Annotated in this window: 21 protein-coding genes; 6 read left to right on the top strand and 15 right to left on the bottom strand. The window is 36.2% G+C overall.

Annotation, left to right across the window (positions count from 1 at the left end; genetic code table 11):
* Positions 1-22: 22 nt before the first annotated feature.
* A complete protein-coding gene (locus TE34_RS17815) occupies positions 23-679 on the bottom strand; it encodes a TVP38/TMEM64 family protein (RefSeq protein WP_047986173.1) in 657 nt (218 codons plus the stop codon).
* A gap of 220 nt (positions 680-899) precedes the next feature.
* Between TE34_RS17815 and TE34_RS17810 the strand changes: the two genes are divergently transcribed.
* Positions 900-1,313, top strand: a complete 414-nt coding sequence (locus tag TE34_RS17810; RefSeq protein WP_047986172.1) for a hypothetical protein — start codon at positions 900-902, stop codon at positions 1,311-1,313.
* On the opposite strand, the gene TE34_RS17805 is transcribed toward TE34_RS17810, so the two are convergent.
* From TE34_RS17805 to TE34_RS17795, 4 genes are all read right to left on the bottom strand, one after another.
* A complete protein-coding gene (locus TE34_RS17805; RefSeq protein ID WP_047986171.1) occupies positions 1,237-1,785 on the bottom strand; it encodes a competence protein ComK in 549 nt (182 codons plus the stop codon). The two genes, TE34_RS17810 and TE34_RS17805, sit on opposite strands and share 77 nt — an antisense overlap.
* 121 nt (positions 1,786-1,906) lie before the next feature.
* Entirely contained in the window at positions 1,907-2,059 is a 153-nt protein-coding gene (locus TE34_RS21145; protein ID WP_157037671.1) for a hypothetical protein, read from the bottom strand.
* A 167-nt stretch (positions 2,060-2,226) separates the two neighbouring features.
* A complete protein-coding gene (locus TE34_RS17800) occupies positions 2,227-3,222 on the bottom strand; it encodes a lipoate--protein ligase (RefSeq protein ID WP_047986170.1) in 996 nt (331 codons plus the stop codon).
* Between the two features lie 108 nt (positions 3,223-3,330).
* Complete coding sequence (locus TE34_RS17795; protein ID WP_047986169.1) at positions 3,331-4,074, bottom strand: MBL fold metallo-hydrolase; 744 nt, start codon at positions 4,072-4,074, stop codon at positions 3,331-3,333.
* A gap of 112 nt (positions 4,075-4,186) precedes the next feature.
* Between TE34_RS17795 and yhfH the strand changes: the two genes are divergently transcribed.
* Both yhfH and pepF read left to right on the top strand, forming a co-directional pair.
* Entirely contained in the window at positions 4,187-4,306 is a 120-nt protein-coding gene (gene yhfH, locus TE34_RS20465) for a protein YhfH (protein ID WP_407944378.1), read from the top strand.
* Positions 4,307-4,594: 288 nt separating this feature from the next.
* Complete coding sequence (gene pepF / locus TE34_RS17790; RefSeq protein WP_047986168.1) at positions 4,595-6,409, top strand: oligoendopeptidase F; 1,815 nt, start codon at positions 4,595-4,597, stop codon at positions 6,407-6,409.
* 152 nt (positions 6,410-6,561) lie between these two features.
* Here the strand turns inward: pepF and hemY are convergent, their stop codons facing one another.
* The 3 genes from hemY to hemE form a co-directional block, all read right to left on the bottom strand.
* A complete protein-coding gene (hemY, locus tag TE34_RS17785; RefSeq protein ID WP_047986167.1) occupies positions 6,562-7,962 on the bottom strand; it encodes a protoporphyrinogen oxidase in 1,401 nt (466 codons plus the stop codon).
* Positions 7,962-8,897, bottom strand: a complete 936-nt coding sequence (gene hemH / locus TE34_RS17780) for a ferrochelatase (RefSeq protein WP_047986166.1) — start codon at positions 8,895-8,897, stop codon at positions 7,962-7,964. The genes hemY and hemH overlap by 1 nt, the downstream gene beginning before the upstream one ends.
* A 118-nt stretch (positions 8,898-9,015) precedes the next feature.
* Complete coding sequence (gene hemE / locus TE34_RS17775; RefSeq protein WP_047986165.1) at positions 9,016-10,044, bottom strand: uroporphyrinogen decarboxylase; 1,029 nt, start codon at positions 10,042-10,044, stop codon at positions 9,016-9,018.
* Between the two features lie 412 nt (positions 10,045-10,456).
* Between hemE and TE34_RS17770 the strand changes: the two genes are divergently transcribed.
* Entirely contained in the window at positions 10,457-10,954 is a 498-nt protein-coding gene (locus TE34_RS17770) for an antibiotic biosynthesis monooxygenase family protein (protein ID WP_047986164.1), read from the top strand.
* Positions 10,955-11,015: 61 nt separating this feature from the next.
* Here TE34_RS17770 and TE34_RS17765 read toward each other — a convergent pair whose 3' ends face one another.
* The 7 genes from TE34_RS17765 to TE34_RS17735 all read right to left on the bottom strand — a co-directional run bounded on the left by TE34_RS17765 (position 11,016) and on the right by TE34_RS17735 (position 16,462).
* Positions 11,016-11,492 carry a thioredoxin family protein gene (locus tag TE34_RS17765; protein WP_047986226.1) on the bottom strand — a complete coding sequence of 159 codons (477 nt, stop codon included), beginning with the start codon at positions 11,490-11,492 and terminating at the stop codon, positions 11,016-11,018.
* A 3-nt stretch (positions 11,493-11,495) separates the two neighbouring features.
* Complete coding sequence (locus TE34_RS17760; protein WP_047986163.1) at positions 11,496-11,924, bottom strand: disulfide oxidoreductase; 429 nt, start codon at positions 11,922-11,924, stop codon at positions 11,496-11,498.
* An 81-nt stretch (positions 11,925-12,005) separates the two neighbouring features.
* Positions 12,006-12,638: a response regulator gene (locus tag TE34_RS17755; protein WP_047986225.1), complete on the bottom strand. Its 633-nt coding sequence runs from the start codon at positions 12,636-12,638 to the stop codon at positions 12,006-12,008.
* 34 nt (positions 12,639-12,672) lie between these two features.
* Positions 12,673-13,710, bottom strand: coding sequence for a sensor histidine kinase (locus TE34_RS17750; protein WP_047986162.1), 1,038 nt, complete (start codon positions 13,708-13,710; stop codon positions 12,673-12,675).
* 17 nt (positions 13,711-13,727) lie between these two features.
* Positions 13,728-14,480: a cell wall-active antibiotics response protein LiaF gene (gene liaF, locus TE34_RS17745; RefSeq protein WP_047986161.1), complete on the bottom strand. Its 753-nt coding sequence runs from the start codon at positions 14,478-14,480 to the stop codon at positions 13,728-13,730.
* A gap of 13 nt (positions 14,481-14,493) precedes the next feature.
* On the bottom strand, positions 14,494-15,732 hold the full coding sequence (locus tag TE34_RS17740) for an MFS transporter (protein WP_047986160.1): 1,239 nt from the start codon (positions 15,730-15,732) through the stop codon (positions 14,494-14,496).
* Between the two features lie 91 nt (positions 15,733-15,823).
* Complete coding sequence (locus TE34_RS17735; RefSeq protein WP_047986159.1) at positions 15,824-16,462, bottom strand: phosphatase PAP2 family protein; 639 nt, start codon at positions 16,460-16,462, stop codon at positions 15,824-15,826.
* A 132-nt stretch (positions 16,463-16,594) separates the two neighbouring features.
* Between TE34_RS17735 and TE34_RS17730 the strand changes: the two genes are divergently transcribed.
* Positions 16,595-17,767, top strand: a complete 1,173-nt coding sequence (locus TE34_RS17730; RefSeq protein ID WP_047986158.1) for a M20 metallopeptidase family protein — start codon at positions 16,595-16,597, stop codon at positions 17,765-17,767.
* 106 nt (positions 17,768-17,873) lie between these two features.
* On the top strand, positions 17,874-18,422 hold the full coding sequence (locus TE34_RS17725; RefSeq protein ID WP_047986157.1) for a hypothetical protein: 549 nt from the start codon (positions 17,874-17,876) through the stop codon (positions 18,420-18,422).
* Positions 18,423-18,447 lie beyond the last annotated feature (25 nt).

Raw genomic sequence — 18,447 nt, 5'->3', positions numbered from 1 at the left:
AATACAGAAGTTTTCGTACTATCTATTTAACCTCTTCTGAATCTAGAACTTCTTTCTGCTTCGATTTTTGATGAAGTTTATTTTCAATAAATTTACCTAAGCCCCAGAATAATACAATACAAACACCTACAACAATTGTTTTTGTAGGATTTTGTGCGAAAGATAAAATACTAGAACCAACATAAGAGATTGAGAATATCATAACAGATTTACCCATAATGACAGCTAATATAAATTGATACATATTTATATTGGATAAACCAGCTACAACATTAATAACAGCTGAGGGAGAAAACGGAAAACACATTAGTAAAAATAATGGACCAAAACCGTGTCTCTCTAGCCACTCCGTTACTTTTTTTACTTGTTTATTTTTCCTTACGGCAACAAAGAACTTTTTATCACCAAGATTACGAACAATTAAAAATACGAGTATTGCGCCTAAACTTGAACCAGCCCACGATAATAGGAAGCCTTCTAGCAGACCATATGCTGCTGCGTTCCCCATTACAAATACAACTAACGGTAAAAAGGGAAGAAACGCTTCAATAAATGGTAGCAGTATTCCCGGTAATGGACCTAAGCTCTCATAGTCCTGAAGTAGTTCCATTATATATTGGTCTAATTCATCATTTCTAACCGCTGACTTCCAATCTGTTATGATACTAGTTACATTCATCCAGTAAATCTCCCCATCCAAGCCTATATGTACACTATTATTGTAAAGGAATTTCTAATTTAAGAAAAGTTTAAACCTATACAATACCGTTTATGGCCTATTAACAGTATAGCCTCTCGCCTTTCCATTTTTACCATAAACTTTAAAAAACTTTTTAGTGTATTTTTTAGTAATATTGGCGTATAATAAGAACAAACGTTCCTATTTGGAGGGGTAATTAATGCGCTATCTAACCGATGAAGAATTAAGAATTGCAACACGCTTTCTTTTTCTATCGATGGCAATTGTCGTGATTCAGCAAGATATTCAGCACATCCAAAAGGGTGCTTTTAAAATAAAAGAACCATACCTTCTGCTCTTAGAAAAGATGAATGCTAATGCTTTAGCAGAACGTAGACAATTACGATCAAAAATGGAAAATAAAAAGTTAAGCGTCATGCTAATCAATAAAAATGATTCCTTCTCTTCCTATCTCTTTCTATGTAAAGGGAAAGAAGAGAAACGAAACTACTTCAACCCAGCAATACGAAAAAAAGTTGAGGGAATTGTTCAGGAGGTCATGTTGAAGGCTCTGGCTCTAGATCCGGATTTGAATCAGGCCGAGGATCAGGCTTACGCTTCTGTAAATGCTTAATCCGATTATCCAACAGATACCTAAACTGTGCAGTACGATGGATTTGATTCATAAGGGACCCATAAGAAGCATCAAGTATAAGTTTCTTTCCATTTTTAAATACAATTTCTGTGGATCGGTCTCGTCCACGGTTCACGTGATGAATATGGGAGTGTGCTATCCAGGAACATTGAGAATTAGTCGGTGAAGTGGTAGGAAAGAAATACATGCCGCTAGATGGGTCAATGGATATTGGTGCTTTATGGGTTATACCACAAATATCTTTCGTTCCATCCTGTCTGCCTTTCAGACTCGAGCCAAAAAACCTACATGCATAGTCAATCAGTTTACTTGGGGACTTATCCACCACATATTCTGATTCTTCCTCAAGAACATAGGTATGTACATTACCACCTGCATCTTTTTTTGCAACAACTGCTAGGGTTAATGGAGTAATTTCATGTAATGGGGAGTACAATTCTTCACTTCTCATTTTTTATCATCCTTTCATTTGGCTATGAAAGGGAGAGACTATAGTAATAATTTACTACATTTTCCTATAAATTCCTACATCTATAGAGTAATTTTCAACAAATTTTGTTTTTGCTGTTTTTTTACTCTTTAGAATGGATAATTTCGGAAATATTTCCATCAAACAATTGATTTTCGGGATTTTCTTCTATTGCATCCTCTTCTACTGGGAGTATAAAGTTTGGATTTAAAATAGTAAATGTCTCTAATTCTGGGCTTCCATCTCTTTTTTTCAATATAATCCCCTCCTTTTTATATAGTATGGAATTTTTCCATTTTTTTCATACCATTAATTTATGGTGTATATATGAAAGAAGGTTAAAGTTTAGAACTCTTTGAAAGGTCACTTTCTAAATGAAAAGTATAGAAAAAACCAGCCCACGATTGTGAGCTGGTTACTGTACTAATAAAGTAGATTGATAAAATCTTCTTTTGTTATTCTACCAAGGTAATGTGCTACATCTACATCATCAAGTGCTTTTCCAATAGCTTGCTTTTCATGACGAACACCGATTAACTTTTCTTCAAGGTCTTTAATTTCTCCTAATCCGAAGAAATCACCAAAGATCTTACAGTTTTCAATAATACCTTTTTTCACATCAAAACGCACATCTAATAAACCTGTTGGGAACTTGTGTGATGCTTGTACATTAAATGCAGGGGATTTACCATAGTTCCATTCCCAATTTTGATAACGCTCTTCGGAAATCTTATGAATGTTCTTCCAGTCTTCCTCTGTTAGTTCATAACGAGGGACATCCTTCACATCATCCACTTTAAATACGTGTTTTAAGATACGCTCTTTAAATTCTTCCATCGTGATTTTCTCATCTAGGAATTCTGATATATTTGCAACACGGCTACGGATTGATTTTATACCTTTTGATTCAATCTTTTCTTTTTTAACCTTAAGTGCTTTAACAACATTATCGATCTCAGAATCAAGCATTAATGTGCCGTGACTAAACATACGTCCTTTTGTAGAGAACATCGCATTACCAGAAATCTTCCGTCCTTCTACTACGACATCGTTTCTTCCTTGAAGCTCTGCAGGAACACCCAAGTCATTTAATACTTCAATAACAGGTTGTAAAAACTTCGCAAAGTTATGGAAGCTTTCCCCGTCATCCTTCGTAATAAAGCTGAAGTTAAGATTTTGTTCATCATGATAAACTGCTCCACCACCAGATAGGCGACGTACTACTTTAATATTATTTTCTTCTACATAATCTGTATTAATTTCTTCAATGGTATTTTGGTTTCTCCCAATAATGATAGAAGGCTTATTGATATAGAAAAGTAAATATGTATCCTTCTCACCAAAGTTTTGCAGTATATATTCTTCAATTGCTAAGTTAATCATCGGATCGGTAATACCTTGGTTGTCGATAAATTTCATCGTAAATCCTCCCTTTGAATAAATAAGTTATCTCCAATAATAGTTTATCGAATAAGAGTTACCTAGGCAAAGAAAATCGTTTTACTCTTATCTTTGCAAGCGGAAAAACTATGAATTTTCCCCCTTCTCCCAAGTAAGACCCTCTGTTGCAAGATAAATCTTACCATCGAAAATCGAGCTTGCTTCCGTGACCAAGTCTTGTTGGTCACCATACTGCGGCAAGTGACTGAGTATTAATTCTTTGGCCTTTGCTTCTTTTGCTATACGTGCACCTTCTATACTAGTCATATGACCTGCTTGAGATCCATCTTGTTCGGCATAAAAATTACAATCCGTTATTATCACATCAGCATCTTTACTAAAGGTAATCCATTCATCTTGATAACTAGTATCCGCAGTATAAACAAGTGTATTTTCGCTATCCGTGATTCTCATTCCATAGCAAGGAACTGGATGTTTTGTCTTTAAAAAGGTAATCGAGAATGGACCAATTACTAGCGTTTCGTTCGGATCATATGCAATCCCCTCCGTAAACTCATGAGTTAACTTCTCAAACCCTCCTCGGTCTTCTGTATGTCCATAAATCGGCAAAATATCCTTATGCCCAGTGACATACGATTGCACCAACCAGGCGTATTGTAACACACCAATATCAGCGACATGATCATGATGATAGTGAGACAGAACCACTGCATCTATATCTAAGAAATTCTTATACTTTTGTAACCTCGACAATGATCCACTTCCTACATCGATTAATAAAGTGAAACCATCCTTTTCTAATAAATAAGCCGAAGTTGCACTTTCAGGAGCAGGAAAACCTCCCCAATACCCAATTACTGTTAACTTCATTTTTTTATCACCTCTTATTTGAAATTTTGTTGTAACACAGTGTTGACCATTTGCATACTGTTATAATACAATGTATACAATAACGTAAAAGGAGGAACCCCCATTGAAAAGTGTGCTTGAGTTTTTCCGAAATCTACCAAAGAGAAAGTGCCAAAAATGTGGTCTAGACATCAATGAACAGGCAGATTGTTATATCAACATTTGTGAGGAATGCGATCACCCAGCACGATAAGTAAAAGTATCCCCTCCAATTGTAAGCTTATCATTTAAAGGAAACAACTTTCGCACAGCTATTTAATAGCTGTGTTTTTTTGTTACAACAATTCCCACTTATCTTTTGATTAGAAGACCTTCTATTCCTCATTTTGCCAATGGACCTGCACAAAATGATGATAGGGCGCTTACACCTAAATTCTCTTAATAAAAATTTTATAAATTATAGAAAAATTGTATCCATCTGCCCAATTTTATATTATAATACTTAGACTACCGAAATAAATTTCAGGAAGGGGAAATCGATATGACAACAACGAAAACAAAAAGACTACAGCGTTCTGAGGTACCTGAGGAGCAGAAATGGGACTTAACCGACCTATTTCCAACATTTGAAGATTGGGAAAAAGAATTGCAAGCTGTACAAGCTGACATCACAGAAGTTACCCAGTATAAAGGAAAGCTAGGAAATGATGCACAAACATTACTAAGCTGTCTTACAACACTAGAAAACTATCGTGAACGTTTAGTGCGAGTTTTTACATATGCTAGCTTAAAATCTAGTGCGGATGGAAGTGATCCAGAAAACCAACGAGATTCTGCTAGAGTAGGGTCTGCCGGTGCTGCCATTAGTGCGAAGCTTTCCTTCGTACAATCTGAATTACTAGGGCTTCCAGAAGGGAAAATTGAGCAATTCTTATCTGAAGAAGAAGGCTTAGCTCCTTACAAAAAAATGCTAAATGATATCCTAGAAGATAAACAGCATACATTAGCACCAGAAATTGAAGAAACTTTAGCTGCACTAGGTGAAGTACATGGTGCACCTTATATGATCTACTCACGTAGTAAGGCGAGTGACATGGTATTCGATTCTATCCAAGATGAAGAGGGTAACGAGTTACCAATGTCTGCAGCATTATATGAGGATCGCTATGAATTAGAAACAAGCACAAAACTACGTCGTGATGCTTATGATTCTTTCACGAAGACTTTGAACCAATATAAAAATACATTTGCTGCGACTTATGCGACTGAGGTTACAAAAGAGGTAACGTTGTCTCGTCTACGTAACTATGATTCTGTAACTGATATGCTTCTATCTTCTCAACAAGTAACGAAAGAGATGTATGAAAATCAATTAAACGTAATTCAAGAAGAGCTAGCACCACATATGCGCAGATATGCAAAACTTAAAAAAGAAAAACTAGGTTTAGATGAAATGCGTTATTGTGATTTAAAAGCACCACTTGATCCAGAATTCAATCCAAAAACGACATACGAAGAAGCAAAAACTGTTATTCTTGAATCATTAAAAATCATGGGGCCGGAATACACAGAGATTATGGAAAAAGGCTTAAACGACCGTTGGGTAGATTTAGCCGATAATGTTGGAAAAGCAACTGGTGCATTCTGTTCCAGTCCTTACGGTGTTCATCCATACATTTTGATTACTTGGACAGATACGATGCGTGGAGCATTTGTATTGGCACATGAATTAGGACATGCCGGACACTTCTATCTAGCAGGAAAATACCAGTCCTTATTCAATACAAGACCTTCCACATACTTTGTAGAAGCACCTTCTACAATCAATGAGTTATTATTAGCAAATCATCTCATGAACTCAACAGATGATAAACGCATGAAACGCTGGGTTATTACACAATTATTGGGAACGTATTACCATAACTTTGTAACACACCTATTAGAAGGCGAATACCAACGTCGCGTTTATGCGTTAGCAGAAGCTGGTACACCATTAACTGCTAGTGTGTTAACACAACAAAAACAAGAAGCACTTGAAAACTTCTGGGGAGATGCGGTTTCATTCGATGAAGGTGCAGGGTTAACTTGGATGCGCCAGCCGCACTACTATATGGGATTATATCCATATACGTATTCTGCAGGATTAACCGTATCTACTGCAGTAGCTAAACGTATTCAAGAAGAAGGAAAACCTGCAGCTGATAACTGGTTAGAAGTACTTAAAGCAGGTGGGACGTTAAAACCACTAGATCTTATTAAACAAGCTGGTGTGGATATGTCTAAATCCGATGCAATTAAAGAAGCTGTTGCTTTTGTTGGTTCATTAGTAGATGAATTAGAAAAAAGCTATGAATAATTGATTATGTGGAGAGGAATCCAATTCAATTGGATTCCTCCCTTTTTTGTTCAACACAAAGTGTAGCTATCCTCCCTTATGACTGATAATCCCACTTCTTTTGCCCAATTAAAAAAGACCAGCTCCAGCATCAACTGAAACTAGTCTCCATCTCAAACTTGTAAAAATTCTAATACATCACGAACAGCTTGCTCACCTTGTTCAATACAGTCTGGAACGCCAATACCTTCGTACGAGCTTCCAGTTAAAAACACACCTGGCAATTGCTCTTTTGCTTCATAACGAATAGTATCAATTCGCTCTTTGTGACCAACATTATACTGTGGCATCGCATTTTTCCAACGAGTTACTACACTAAACTCTGGCTTCGCTGTAATATTCATCGTTTTATTTAAGTCTTTCAATACAATATCTATTATTTCTTCGTCCGATAAATCGACTACAGATTGGTCATTTGGTCTTCCTACATAGCAACGTACCAATGCTTTGCCTTTAGGGGTCGTCGAAGGCCACTTCTTATGTGTCCAAGTGCAAGCAGTTATTCGGAAGTCGCTATTTCGAGATACAACAAAACCAGTTCCATCGATGTCCTGCTTAATTGCTGACTCATCAAATGCTAACGCTACGTTTGCTACGGATGTGGCCGGCATCTCAGTAAACTTTTTAAAGAAATCATATTGACTAAACATCTTAGGCAAAGCATGGTGAGGTGCAGCCATAATAACTGCATCCGCTTTACATACTTCTCCATTACTTAATAGCAAATGATATCCTTGTTCTTTTTTCTCTATATGATCGACAGCAGTACCTAATTTTACTGTACCTTCTTCAAGTTTTTCTATAACTTTATCAACAAGAGTTTCTAATCCATCAGCAAATGAGAAGAACATACCAGGTTTTTTACCAGTTGACTTTTGAGGCTTAGGCATTGATTTTTGTAACCCTTTTACCAAACTGCGGTGTTCTTGTTCCAACTTATAAAAGTTAGGAAAAGTTGCCATTAAGCTCATGTCATCAATATCACCTGCATAAATTCCAGATAACAATGGTTCTATTAAGTTTTCTACTAGCTCATCACCAAATCGACGTCTAAAGAAAGCACCAAGAGATTGATCACTAGTAGACTTTCCTTTTGGGATTACAAAATCCAACCCTGCTCTCAATTTTCCTTTCATAGAAAAGATCCCGGAAAACAGAAATGGGCGTACTTGAGTAGGAATACCCATAAAAGCACCAGTTGGCATTTTGTGTAATTTGTTATTAACGAGAATATAAGATTGCCCTGTACCGTTACGAATAAGCTTATCCCCTAATCCTACTTCTTCAGCCAGTTTTACAGCAGGCTTTTTTCTAGATAAAAATGAATCAGGGCCACGTTCAATCGTAAATCCGTCTTTCTTGAGAGTTTGTATCTTACCACCTAGACGATCACTTGCTTCTATTAACTTTACTTCATATGGTAGGTTATTAGTTTTTATTTCTTTTTGTAAATAATAGGCAGCGGATAACCCAGTTATCCCGCCGCCTATTATTGCGATAGTTTGTCTATCCATTACGAATCACGCTTTACTCGTTCTTGTACTACACCAGCTAATGTTTCAATGAATAGAGGATGTGTATTCGGCATTGGTGGACGATAGTAGCTCACACCTAATTCATCACATACTACTTTACACTCATAATCATTGTCATAAAGAACTTCAAGATGGTCTGCGATAAAACCTACTGGTGCATAAACAAATGCACGATAGCCGTTTTCTTTATAAAGATCTCTAGTTAAATCTTGAACATCAGGTCCTAACCAAGGGTCAGGCGTATTTCCTTCACTTTGCCAGCCAAGTTCATAGTCTTTAATACCAGCTTTATCTGCAATCAATTTTGCAGTTTCAGCTAATTGATCTGGATATGGGTCTCCATTTTGTAAAATTTTCTCTGGTAAGCTATGGGCAGAAACGATTAGCACTGCCTTTTCACGTTCTTTATCAGTCATTTTTGCGTACTCAGCATTTATATGTTCTGACCAATATTGAATAAATCCAGGAGCATTGTACCAGCTCTCTACAGATTTTACTTCAATACCAAATTTTTCTGCTTCTTCAACAGCACGTGTATTATATGACTTTACACTGAATGTAGAATAGTGAGGCGCTAGCACTAGTGAAACAGCTTCTTTAATTCCGTCCTTAGCCATTTCAGCTACTGCATCTTCAATAAATGGTGTAATATGTTTCAGCCCAATATATACTTTATACTCAATCTCATCTTGTATTTCATTTAGTTTTGCTCCGATAGCATTTGCTTGTTCTTCTGTAATACGTGCTAACGGTGAAGTACCTCCAATTGCCTTGTAGCGATCTTTTAAATCTTGCAATTGTTCATCAGATGGTTTTCTACCATGACGGATATGTGTATAATACGGCTCAATATCTTCTTCCTTGTATGGAGTTCCATATGCCATTACTAGTAATCCCATTTGTTTTCTTTCCATTTTTGTAACACCTCTTGTGATAAGATTTAGAAAAACTGGCATTCTCACGCTCTTTGAGTATATGTTAGTTTTTCTTATGCAGCTGGGAAAGACTAATATACTTTCCTATCTGCAAGATTTAGCGCTTAGAATAACTATGAATTAGTTCAGTTAACTTCATTAATGTCTCCGGATTAATATTTGGAGTAACACCATGACCTAAGTTAAATACATGGTGACCATCTTTCATTGATTGATCAAGAATCTCTTTAGTCCGTTGTTCGATTGTAGACCAATCAGAAAGTAAGATGGCAGGATCTAAATTTCCTTGTAGTACTTTAGTAACACCTAATTCCCTTGCTTCTTGTATAGATGTTCTCCAATCTAAACCAATGACATCGACAGGTAAATCATTCCACTCTAATAGTAAATGACTCGCTCCCACACCAAACATGATTAGAGGAACATCTTCCGTTTTTAGTTCACTAAAAATACGATTCATAACTGGCTTAATATATGTTCGATAATCACGAGCATTTAATGCCCCTACCCATGAATCAAAAATTTGAATGGCTTTAACGCCTGCTTTAATTTGTGATTTTATATAGGTAATAGTCATGTCCGCTAATTTATCCATTAACGCAAACCAAGCATCTGAATGTGCATACATAAATGCTTTCGTTTTACCATAGTTCTTGGATGGTCCACCTTCAATTAAATAACTTGCTAAAGTAAAAGGTGCTCCTCCAAATCCAATTAACGGCACAGTTAATTGTTCTTCCGTTAAAAGTCTAATTGTTTCTAAGACATATGGAACATCTTTTTCCGGATTAATTGTCCCTAATCTTTCTACATCCTCGATAGTTTTAATCGGATTAGCAATAACTGGGCCAATTCCAGATTTGATTTCTACATCAACACCAATAGCGGGAAGTGGTGACATAATGTCTTTATAAAGAATTGCAGCATCCACATTGTATTGATCAACAGGTAGTTTAGTAACATACGCACAAACTTCTGGTTGATGAGTAATTTCGAATAGAGAATACTTTTCTTTTAGTTTTCTATATTCTGGTTGTGATCTTCCTGCTTGCCTCATAAACCATGCAGGAGTATAGTCTGTAGTTTCGCCTTTATACGCGCGAATAATCGTATCATTGATTTTCATTTTCTCACCCTTTTTGATTAATCCATACCTATTTATGTAATTAATTATGACTATTTATCATGTCCATCTCTAATATACCTATTTCGCCCCAGCATGTATAGAAAGATACCGTTATTGTCATTAATTTGTCTAATTTAGAGATAACTACTATTCCATTTTTCAACATAAGAAATACGAAATATTACCTGGGAAATATCTTGTCGAATCATGTCATTTTGCTCTCTAGTAAATAACCTAGGATAAATCACCTAGCAGATTAGTTATAATTCACATGACTATACGGTAAAATAAATATAAGAACAAGAATAAAAGTATTGTCAACAATCCCTATTATATGATGAAATCACTAAAAATAAAAATAATAGGAATTTCTTTTTAAGAATAATTATTAATTAGTGAGAGGAGCTACGACATGAACGCATACATGACAAATGGTACATATGATTTTTTAGCTAAGCTAGCCAAGAAGTACCCTGCAATTAATCTTCACTTTATGAGTGGTTCATCCAATGATGTTGCTTATTATGAAGGGACTAAACTAAAAATTTTCCAATCTGGTCGAGACTTTGAGATATTAGTTCAATCTGGTGACATTCAGGAAACTGGGTATGTGGTGATGAATAATATCCCGGTAATCGATGAAGGTCAACCGATATTCGAAGATAACTTTAAGAAAAGGCAAAAGGAAGTAGACAATCAAAAAGGATTTCAAGCATTTCGTCTATTAAAACCACTAAAAGGAAATACGTATGTCGTATTTACCCAATGGGATTCAGCCGAGAGCTATGAGCGATGGAAGGAATCAGACGGCTTTAAAAAAGCGCATACCGAAACAAAACCTCCTGCATATTTTGCTGATAGGCCTTATATAAATACTTATCAAATGATTGAAAAAAACGAAGGAAAATAACAAAAAAATCCCCAGTCTTCGTAGTATTTGCTACTGAGTAGGGGATTTCTACTTTCTATTATTAATTTAACACATATTCCTCAAAAAACTCTGCATAGATTGCTTCTTCTTTTTGACCTTCTAGTCGAATTACCTCTTTACCATCCTCATAATGAACGAGAGTAGGTGTAGATTTGATACCATATTGTGTTACTTCAGGAGCAAATTCTAACAAATTAAGTTTTTTTACATCAACGTTCATCTCTTCTGCTAAATCCACAAGATATGGTGTAGTAGCCTTACAGAACGAACAGATTGGGCTATAGTAATAGACTGTTACAGCCTCTCCATTATTGACTTTCTCTTTCAAATCATCTGGTAAAATCTGATTGCCATAATCAGGGTTGTTCAGCTGATCAATGGTTGCCTGGTGAAGGTCACTTTTTCCATATGGATTATTTTCATCTAAGGCTTGAGTATTTTTATAGTCAATGACGAAGTATAGTGCTAGGAATAATACGACTATAACTCCTACAATAATTAACATTTTCTTTTGCATCATTTATTTCCCCCTAGCTTGTTTTAAAAGAATTAGATGTGTGACAAAGATTAATATAAATGCTGTACCAGCCATAAATGGAATGGTGATAAATCCAAAGTAATTCACATATTCAAAATTACATGGAACTAAACCACAAGCTCCACCTGCCTCACGTAAAGCCGGCAGTTTCTGTACAAAATAATGATATGTAGAAACAAGCATACCTATACCACTTAAAATTAAACCAGGTAAAGCAATCGTTATGTCTTTCTTAAAAATTGCAGTTCCATAAATAATAACTAGCGGGTACATCAGAATCCGTTGGTACCAACATAACTCACATGGTTCATAGCCTACTACTTCTGAGAAAAACAAACTACCCAACGTAGCAATTACCGACACTCCCCAGATACCTAGCAGAAGATTCTCGCTTTTCTTCGAATGGTCCATTTAGGTTCTCCCCATTTTTATTTAATTTCCCTAGTATTATACTAGGAATTTTTCTAAAAAACAAAAAAGAGGGCTTCACCCTCAAGATTTTAGTAGATTATTTTTATGAACGTAGACAGCTGCCTGTGTACGATCATGAACATCTAATTTGGCTAAAATATTACTTACATGTGTTTTCACCGTTTTTACTCCTATATATAACTTATCGCTAATCTCTTGATTGGTCATTCCATTTCCGATACATAATAGAACCTCCATCTCTCTTTCAGTTAGTTCATCATGTGCTTTTCGAGAAGCCCCTCTAAAACTTGTCATCATCTTACTAGCAACTTTTGGCTCGATAACATTTTCTCCGGAGGATGCTTTTTTTATAGCAGATACAATTTCATCTGCAGTAGAGGTCTTCAGGATATAACTAAATGCACCTGCCTCTAACGCTGGGAAAACTTGCTGATCATCGTAATAGCTTGTGAGAATAATAATCTTACACGTTGGATACTCTTGCATGACTAATTTAGTAGCATCAATTCCCGTACCATTATCCATCATTAAATCCATTAGAACAACATCTGGTTTCTCTTGAAGAATTAACTTAGCGCCATCATTTCCACTTGAAGCTTGCCCTACTACATCGATTTCAGGGTCAGTATTTAAATAAGCAATAATGCCTTTCCGAACAATCTCATGATCATCAACCACTACAACTCGAATCATCTCAAATCCCCCCGATACATTTTCTACTACTTTATTAACATGGTATACGAATATCGATATATGTACCTTCATCCATATTCGACCGAATGGTAAATGTTCCTCCTAATTCTTCACTGCGTTCTTTCATCGTTTTTAACCCATAGGATGTCTTTTTCTCACTATCATTGGACAAATCAAACCCTTTACCATTATCTGCAATATGCATGAAGAGTTCTGCCCCACGTTTGACTATTTCTATACTTACCTCTGTTGCATTGGCATGGCGCAAAATATTGGATAGTGACTCTTGAATAATCCGAAATACATGCTCTTCCGCCGCTTCCGACAGTTTCAATGTTTCATCCACTTCTAATTGAAAATCTATTTGTGACTTCTGTTTTAACTCTTCCACGAGCTTCTGTATCCCTTTTGGAAGAGGGTCACCAGATAAATGAACCGGTCGCAAATGAAGTAGTAACGCACGCATTTCTGATTGTGCTTGATGCGCAGCATTAGCAACTTCCACCATTTGTTTTTTTGCGGCATCTGGATTATGCTCAACTTGTTTAATGGATGCTTCCGACATCATCGTTAAGGCAAAGAGCTGTTGACTTACCGCATCATGTAGGTCTCTAGCAATACGTTGTCTTTCTTCAATGACAGCCGATTTATGTGCTGACTTTGCTAATTCTGCCTTTTCATCAGCAAGTCGCTGCAAGGATCTCACTTGATTCTGTAATTTTTCACCAAGTTCGTTCAATTCATTACCTATTCTAGTAAGCTCGTCACCTTCGTTAAAATATATTTTAGACTGATAGTTTCCATTTGCGAACTGGGTAATTAATACGGATAAATAATCCATACGTTGTTTCAAATCCCCACTGGACCGGAATCCTACATAGACAGAAACAATAAATGAAACTGCCGCATATAAGCCAATAAAGAGAAAAATACTAGTCGAATTAAGCCATTCTGGACTAAACCAAACATAGATCGATAATAAAATAGCTAAGATGGTTATAAAGGATAGAAATAGACCATTAAAATGCGAGATGATATAGCTATAGCGAATACTTGAAAAACGCTTCTTCATCTATTAATCCCTCCCTTTTATACATAATCCACTCGAATAGAACCTGCTTTTAATTTCAATGTGAAATTTATTCTTCGTTTTGCAGTGTCATAGTTGGGTGTTACGTAACTCAAGGAGCGATTAATTCCATCAACGGACTGACCAACAATATCAATATCCCCCGCTTTTACAGAGGCATTTATTTGAAATTCAAGATTTTCCGGAACTAAAATATGAACATCTCCAGCAAGGGAACTAATACTTATTGGGATTTCCTTCTCAGGAATATATGCTTTAGAAAAATCGTAGTAGAAATCTCCTGCTAATGTTTTAACCGTGGTCGGCTCAACCTTCCAATTAGGTTGGTTAAATTCATGATTCCCTACGGTAAAAAAAGAGCTGTTCTCATCCTTTTCCACTTTGGAACCACCATTATGAATAATGACTTTCGGCTTTCCTGACTTTCCGATAAACATAAACCCAAAATAAACAATTAATAGAGGCCATAGTTTGAATACATCATTAAAAGCGAAAGCAATAACATCAAAACGGTCCATAAGAAGTAACGAACCAAAGATAAGGAAAAATGATCCCCAAATCCAGCTTCCACCTCGATGTCTCATCCGTTCAATAATCCACTTCAAACCAAATAGTACAAATAATGACGGATATATATAACTCCAAGCATTTTTAATATTAAATTCCATGACACCTATATTTTCTAACACGAGCACTACACCGAAAGCGATTAATACTGCTGCAATTAGATATCTAAAAAATCCTACCTTCATATTGATCTCTCCCTTATGATAATTTGAATCCTAGTAATTTTTTGTTCCGCAAATTATAGACTGCAATAAGGGTGACGATTAATCCACTAACAGCGATTATCCATTGTATATTTACACCTACTGCAATAAGTGAAGAAGTTGCGATAAAAGATACCGGTGTAAGTCCAGTTGATACGGTCATAAACATACTCATCATTCGTCCTAACATTTTCTTATCTGTTGTTTGCTGTAGCATTGTAATGAGTGGAATATTAATAATTTGTGTGAGTATAGCCATAATTCCTACTAAACTAGCCATCATCCAAATACTAGTAGATAGTCCAGTCGAGGCAAACACGATTCCCAAACCGATTAAGCTGATAATGACAGCTTTCCCCGGACTCTTTAGCTTCCAGCTAGCGAGTAATATTGCTCCTGCTAGTGCACCAATTCCCATGGAGGTTTGGATTGTTGCAAGACCCACAGCACTTCCATCAAAAACATCTTTAACAATGACTGGCATCCCAATGGCGATTGGACCAGAGAAAAAGAAGTTTAAGAAAAATGCCATAATCACCACAGAAATGACAAGTTCATTTTTACGTGCGTACTGGAACCCTTCCTTTAAATCAGCAAGTGGAGTATGTTTTTCTACTTCTTCCTGCTTCTGTAACTTAATACGAATAAATATGACGGCAATGGAAGATAAGAGCAACATGATAAATGCTACTGAGAATACTCCTGCAAACCCAAGTAGTGCGATTAATGTGCCTCCGAGTGCCGGCCCTAGAATCGGACTTATTTGATTGGTCATTTGAATGAATGAATTCCCTCGCTGTAGTTGATTTTCTTCTAACAATGTCGGAATAAGAGAGCTCATTGCAGGATAACTAAAGGCATCTGAAATACCAAACAGACCGGATAAAACTAGTAAATGCCATATTGCAACGGTATCCGATACAATTAATAGAATTAATATACCGATTAACATAGCCCTGGAAAAATCGGACCAAAATAGAACGGTACGTTTATTGACTCGATCGGCAATAATTCCACCCACTATGAGCAAAACAAGTCTTGGTATTGCCGCCACAAAAAACAACAATCCGAAATAAAAACGATTATCCGTTATACTTAACATCAACCACTCGGCTCCTATTAAATAAACAAAATAACCAGGTGATGAAAATAAAGCACTTATTAATAAAAGAACAAAATTTCGATTATGAAAAATTGGAACCTTTATTACTTCTTGTTTCGCTACTGCATCCATATGGAATGCTCCCTTCTACTCTTCTTCTACTTTTATATTACGTCTTATGAGTTTCAGGGAAAACCATCTCTAGAATGCTTTTATCTCCGTCTTAAGACCGAGTTCTTAATCGCTGTAACCACTCATACAGATAGACAAGTGCAATAAAGCATATAAATCCAAATACAAAACCAGCGACAACATCAGTTAAATAGTGAACATTGATTACATATCTACTAATTCCAATGAAAAATACAAGTAGTGCAAAAAATATCTGAACGAACAAGACGATTGTAGTAGATTTTATTTTCTTAGCTAGAAAATACGCAATAAGTCCATAACAAACAATGGGAACCATCGCATGTCCTGAAGGAAAACTTTCCCCAACTGCATTCGCTTCCTCTAATATAGTTGGTCGATCTCTTGCAACTAGATATTTGATTAACTTATTAAATTGATGTGTAACATATATACCTAAACCAAACAATACTCCAGGTAACCAATCACGAAATAGAATAATAAGTAATACAGCTACTATAGCTGTAAAAGGATACATAAATCCTTCAGAGCCTAAATTCGTAACTCCTCGAAAAAATGTATAAATATATGTATCTGGGAATGTAGCAACAAGGGCTCTAGTCCACTGGTCCACATAAGGGACTTCCCCACGAACAATTTTCATAATCCAAATCCCGATAATCACTAGCACAAGTACAGAAAAAGATGTGAATACTATACGACGCTTTTTCAATCTATTAAATCCTCCTGATATTTCATATTCTTATTACTATAATCATAGCTTATCTAATACTAATTTAAAATTAATTTTTCACTTTATTAAATAATGCTATAATAGATGAAAATAAATGAGGGGGAACATTACATGCAGCTTCAAGAAATTCTTAATGCAATTGAGGCATTATATCCAGAAATGGTCGATACTCGCCGCTATTTACACCAATATCCAGAGCTTTCCTTTCAAGAGTATAAAACAGCAGAATACATAGCCAATTTCTATGAAGAGATCGGTATACCATACGAAAAAGGTGTTGGCGGGAATGGTGTAGTTGCTACCTTAACAGGAAGCAAGCCTGGAAAGACTATCGCAATGCGTGCTGACTTTGATGCCCTTCCTATACAAGATGCCAAGGATGTACCATATAAATCAAAGGTAGATGGGGTAATGCATGCATGTGGACATGATGGACATACCGCAACACTCCTAATACTGGCTAAAGTGATGAAATACTATCAAGAAGAACTACCTGGAACTATTGTATTCTTACATCAACATGCAGAGGAATATGCCCCAGGTGGAGCAAAACCAATGATTGAAGCAGGAGTATTAGAAAACGTGGATGCAGTATTTGGAACTCACCTTTGGGCAACTACTCCACTTGGAACGATACAGACTACTAAGGATGTTATGATGGCAGGTGCGGATCGGTTTGAAATAACTATACAAGGTAAAGGCAGGCACGGTGCCTACCCACATGAAACAAAAGATTCCATCGTTATCGGTTCACAACTAGTTACCCAACTTCAACAAATCGTGAGTAGAAGGCTAGACCCTTTAGAAACAGCTGTCCTTACAGTCGGCATTTTTGAAGCCGGCAATGCATTTAATATTATTGCCGATTCAGCTAGATTGGTAGGAACAGTTCGCTACTTGAATACAGATATCCAGGAACAAGTTATTGAAGAAATGGAAAAACTTATAAAAGGCGTGTGCACATCCTATGAGTGCACATATACCTTTAACTATATCAAGGGCTATCCACCAGTAATCAATCATGCTACAGAAGCAGAACTTGTCATGGACGTGAGTAGCAAGCTTCAAGATGTTGAGAAAGTGGAAGAAATCATCCCAGTTATGGGTGGTGAAGATTTTGCCTATTATTTACAAGAAAAACCAGGCGCATTTTTCTTCACCGGAGCAGAAAAAGAAGGAAATCACTACCCACATCATCACCCCCATTTTGACTTTGACGAAAAAGCAATGCCAATCGCTGCAAAAACACTAATCAGCGCCTTCTTCGCTTATCAAGATAAATGAACAAACTTATCAGACTGTCACTTTAACAGGTGATGGTCTTTTTCATTGAAACCTTTTTTTGAATATTTCGTATTACAGACATAAAACAATCTTAGGGGGATGTTTTATGGTACCTAATTATGAAAAAAGGCATTTCTTTATGGCGATAGGAATTGGCATATTATTTATCTCACCAATATTACTATTACTAATTCCGTCCTTTATCGTAAACAGCTTATATCTTGAACCAGGAACTTGGGTTGTAATTGCACCGAGCACCAGCTATTGGCTTTATGGCATCGGTTGCTTACTACTAAGTATAGCCTGCTTTATTATGTACTTATTTAATGTAAGAAAACTTCCTGTCTTTATCGGAATAATACTAATCATTGTGGGGGCATTTTTCCTACTTATTGGTACAAAGCCATTTATAGCCGTATCAGATCAAGGAATTTCTATCCGAGAAAGTACGAGCGAAATAAATTTTTATGCGTGGAATGAGATCGATCATATTAACTATTATGATATTCCTCGTAGTGAAGGTTTCGATACGTATGAGTTCCATTTTCAAGATGGTAACAGCATTCAGTTAGCAGAAAATGGCTTACTCTCGTCTTATCGTTTACACTTTTTCAATATATTTCAAGAAGAAAACCTTACACTTCATTGGAAATAACTCAGTTTAACGTAGGAGGGATAAT

The sequence above is a fragment of the Ornithinibacillus californiensis genome (assembly GCF_001038485.1).
Classification (GTDB): domain Bacteria; phylum Bacillota; class Bacilli; order Bacillales; family Amphibacillaceae; genus Ornithinibacillus; species Ornithinibacillus californiensis.
This window is presented reverse-complemented; position numbering and strand designations above follow the sequence as displayed.

What these genes read in the sequence shown, in the direction of transcription:
- TE34_RS17815 (WP_047986173.1), bottom strand. Translation starts at nt 679, where the DNA reads ATGAATGTAACTAGTATCATAACAGATTGGAAGTCAGCGGTTAGAAAT.
- TE34_RS17810 (WP_047986172.1), top strand. Translation starts at nt 900, where the DNA reads ATGCGCTATCTAACCGATGAAGAATTAAGAATTGCAACACGCTTTCTT.
- TE34_RS17805 (WP_047986171.1), bottom strand. Translation starts at nt 1,785, where the DNA reads ATGAGAAGTGAAGAATTGTACTCCCCATTACATGAAATTACTCCATTA.
- TE34_RS17800 (WP_047986170.1), bottom strand. Translation starts at nt 3,222, where the DNA reads ATGAAATTTATCGACAACCAAGGTATTACCGATCCGATGATTAACTTA.
- TE34_RS17795 (WP_047986169.1), bottom strand. Translation starts at nt 4,074, where the DNA reads ATGAAGTTAACAGTAATTGGGTATTGGGGAGGTTTTCCTGCTCCTGAA.
- pepF (WP_047986168.1), top strand. Translation starts at nt 4,595, where the DNA reads ATGACAACAACGAAAACAAAAAGACTACAGCGTTCTGAGGTACCTGAG.
- hemY (WP_047986167.1), bottom strand. Translation starts at nt 7,962, where the DNA reads ATGGATAGACAAACTATCGCAATAATAGGCGGCGGGATAACTGGGTTA.
- hemH (WP_047986166.1), bottom strand. Translation starts at nt 8,897, where the DNA reads ATGGAAAGAAAACAAATGGGATTACTAGTAATGGCATATGGAACTCCA.
- hemE (WP_047986165.1), bottom strand. Translation starts at nt 10,044, where the DNA reads ATGAAAATCAATGATACGATTATTCGCGCGTATAAAGGCGAAACTACA.
- TE34_RS17770 (WP_047986164.1), top strand. Translation starts at nt 10,457, where the DNA reads ATGAACGCATACATGACAAATGGTACATATGATTTTTTAGCTAAGCTA.
- TE34_RS17765 (WP_047986226.1), bottom strand. Translation starts at nt 11,492, where the DNA reads ATGCAAAAGAAAATGTTAATTATTGTAGGAGTTATAGTCGTATTATTC.
- TE34_RS17760 (WP_047986163.1), bottom strand. Translation starts at nt 11,924, where the DNA reads ATGGACCATTCGAAGAAAAGCGAGAATCTTCTGCTAGGTATCTGGGGA.
- TE34_RS17755 (WP_047986225.1), bottom strand. Translation starts at nt 12,638, where the DNA reads ATGATTCGAGTTGTAGTGGTTGATGATCATGAGATTGTTCGGAAAGGC.
- TE34_RS17750 (WP_047986162.1), bottom strand. Translation starts at nt 13,710, where the DNA reads ATGAAGAAGCGTTTTTCAAGTATTCGCTATAGCTATATCATCTCGCAT.
- liaF (WP_047986161.1), bottom strand. Translation starts at nt 14,480, where the DNA reads ATGAAGGTAGGATTTTTTAGATATCTAATTGCAGCAGTATTAATCGCT.
- TE34_RS17740 (WP_047986160.1), bottom strand. Translation starts at nt 15,732, where the DNA reads ATGGATGCAGTAGCGAAACAAGAAGTAATAAAGGTTCCAATTTTTCAT.
- TE34_RS17730 (WP_047986158.1), top strand. Translation starts at nt 16,595, where the DNA reads ATGCAGCTTCAAGAAATTCTTAATGCAATTGAGGCATTATATCCAGAA.
- TE34_RS17725 (WP_047986157.1), top strand. Translation starts at nt 17,874, where the DNA reads ATGGTACCTAATTATGAAAAAAGGCATTTCTTTATGGCGATAGGAATT.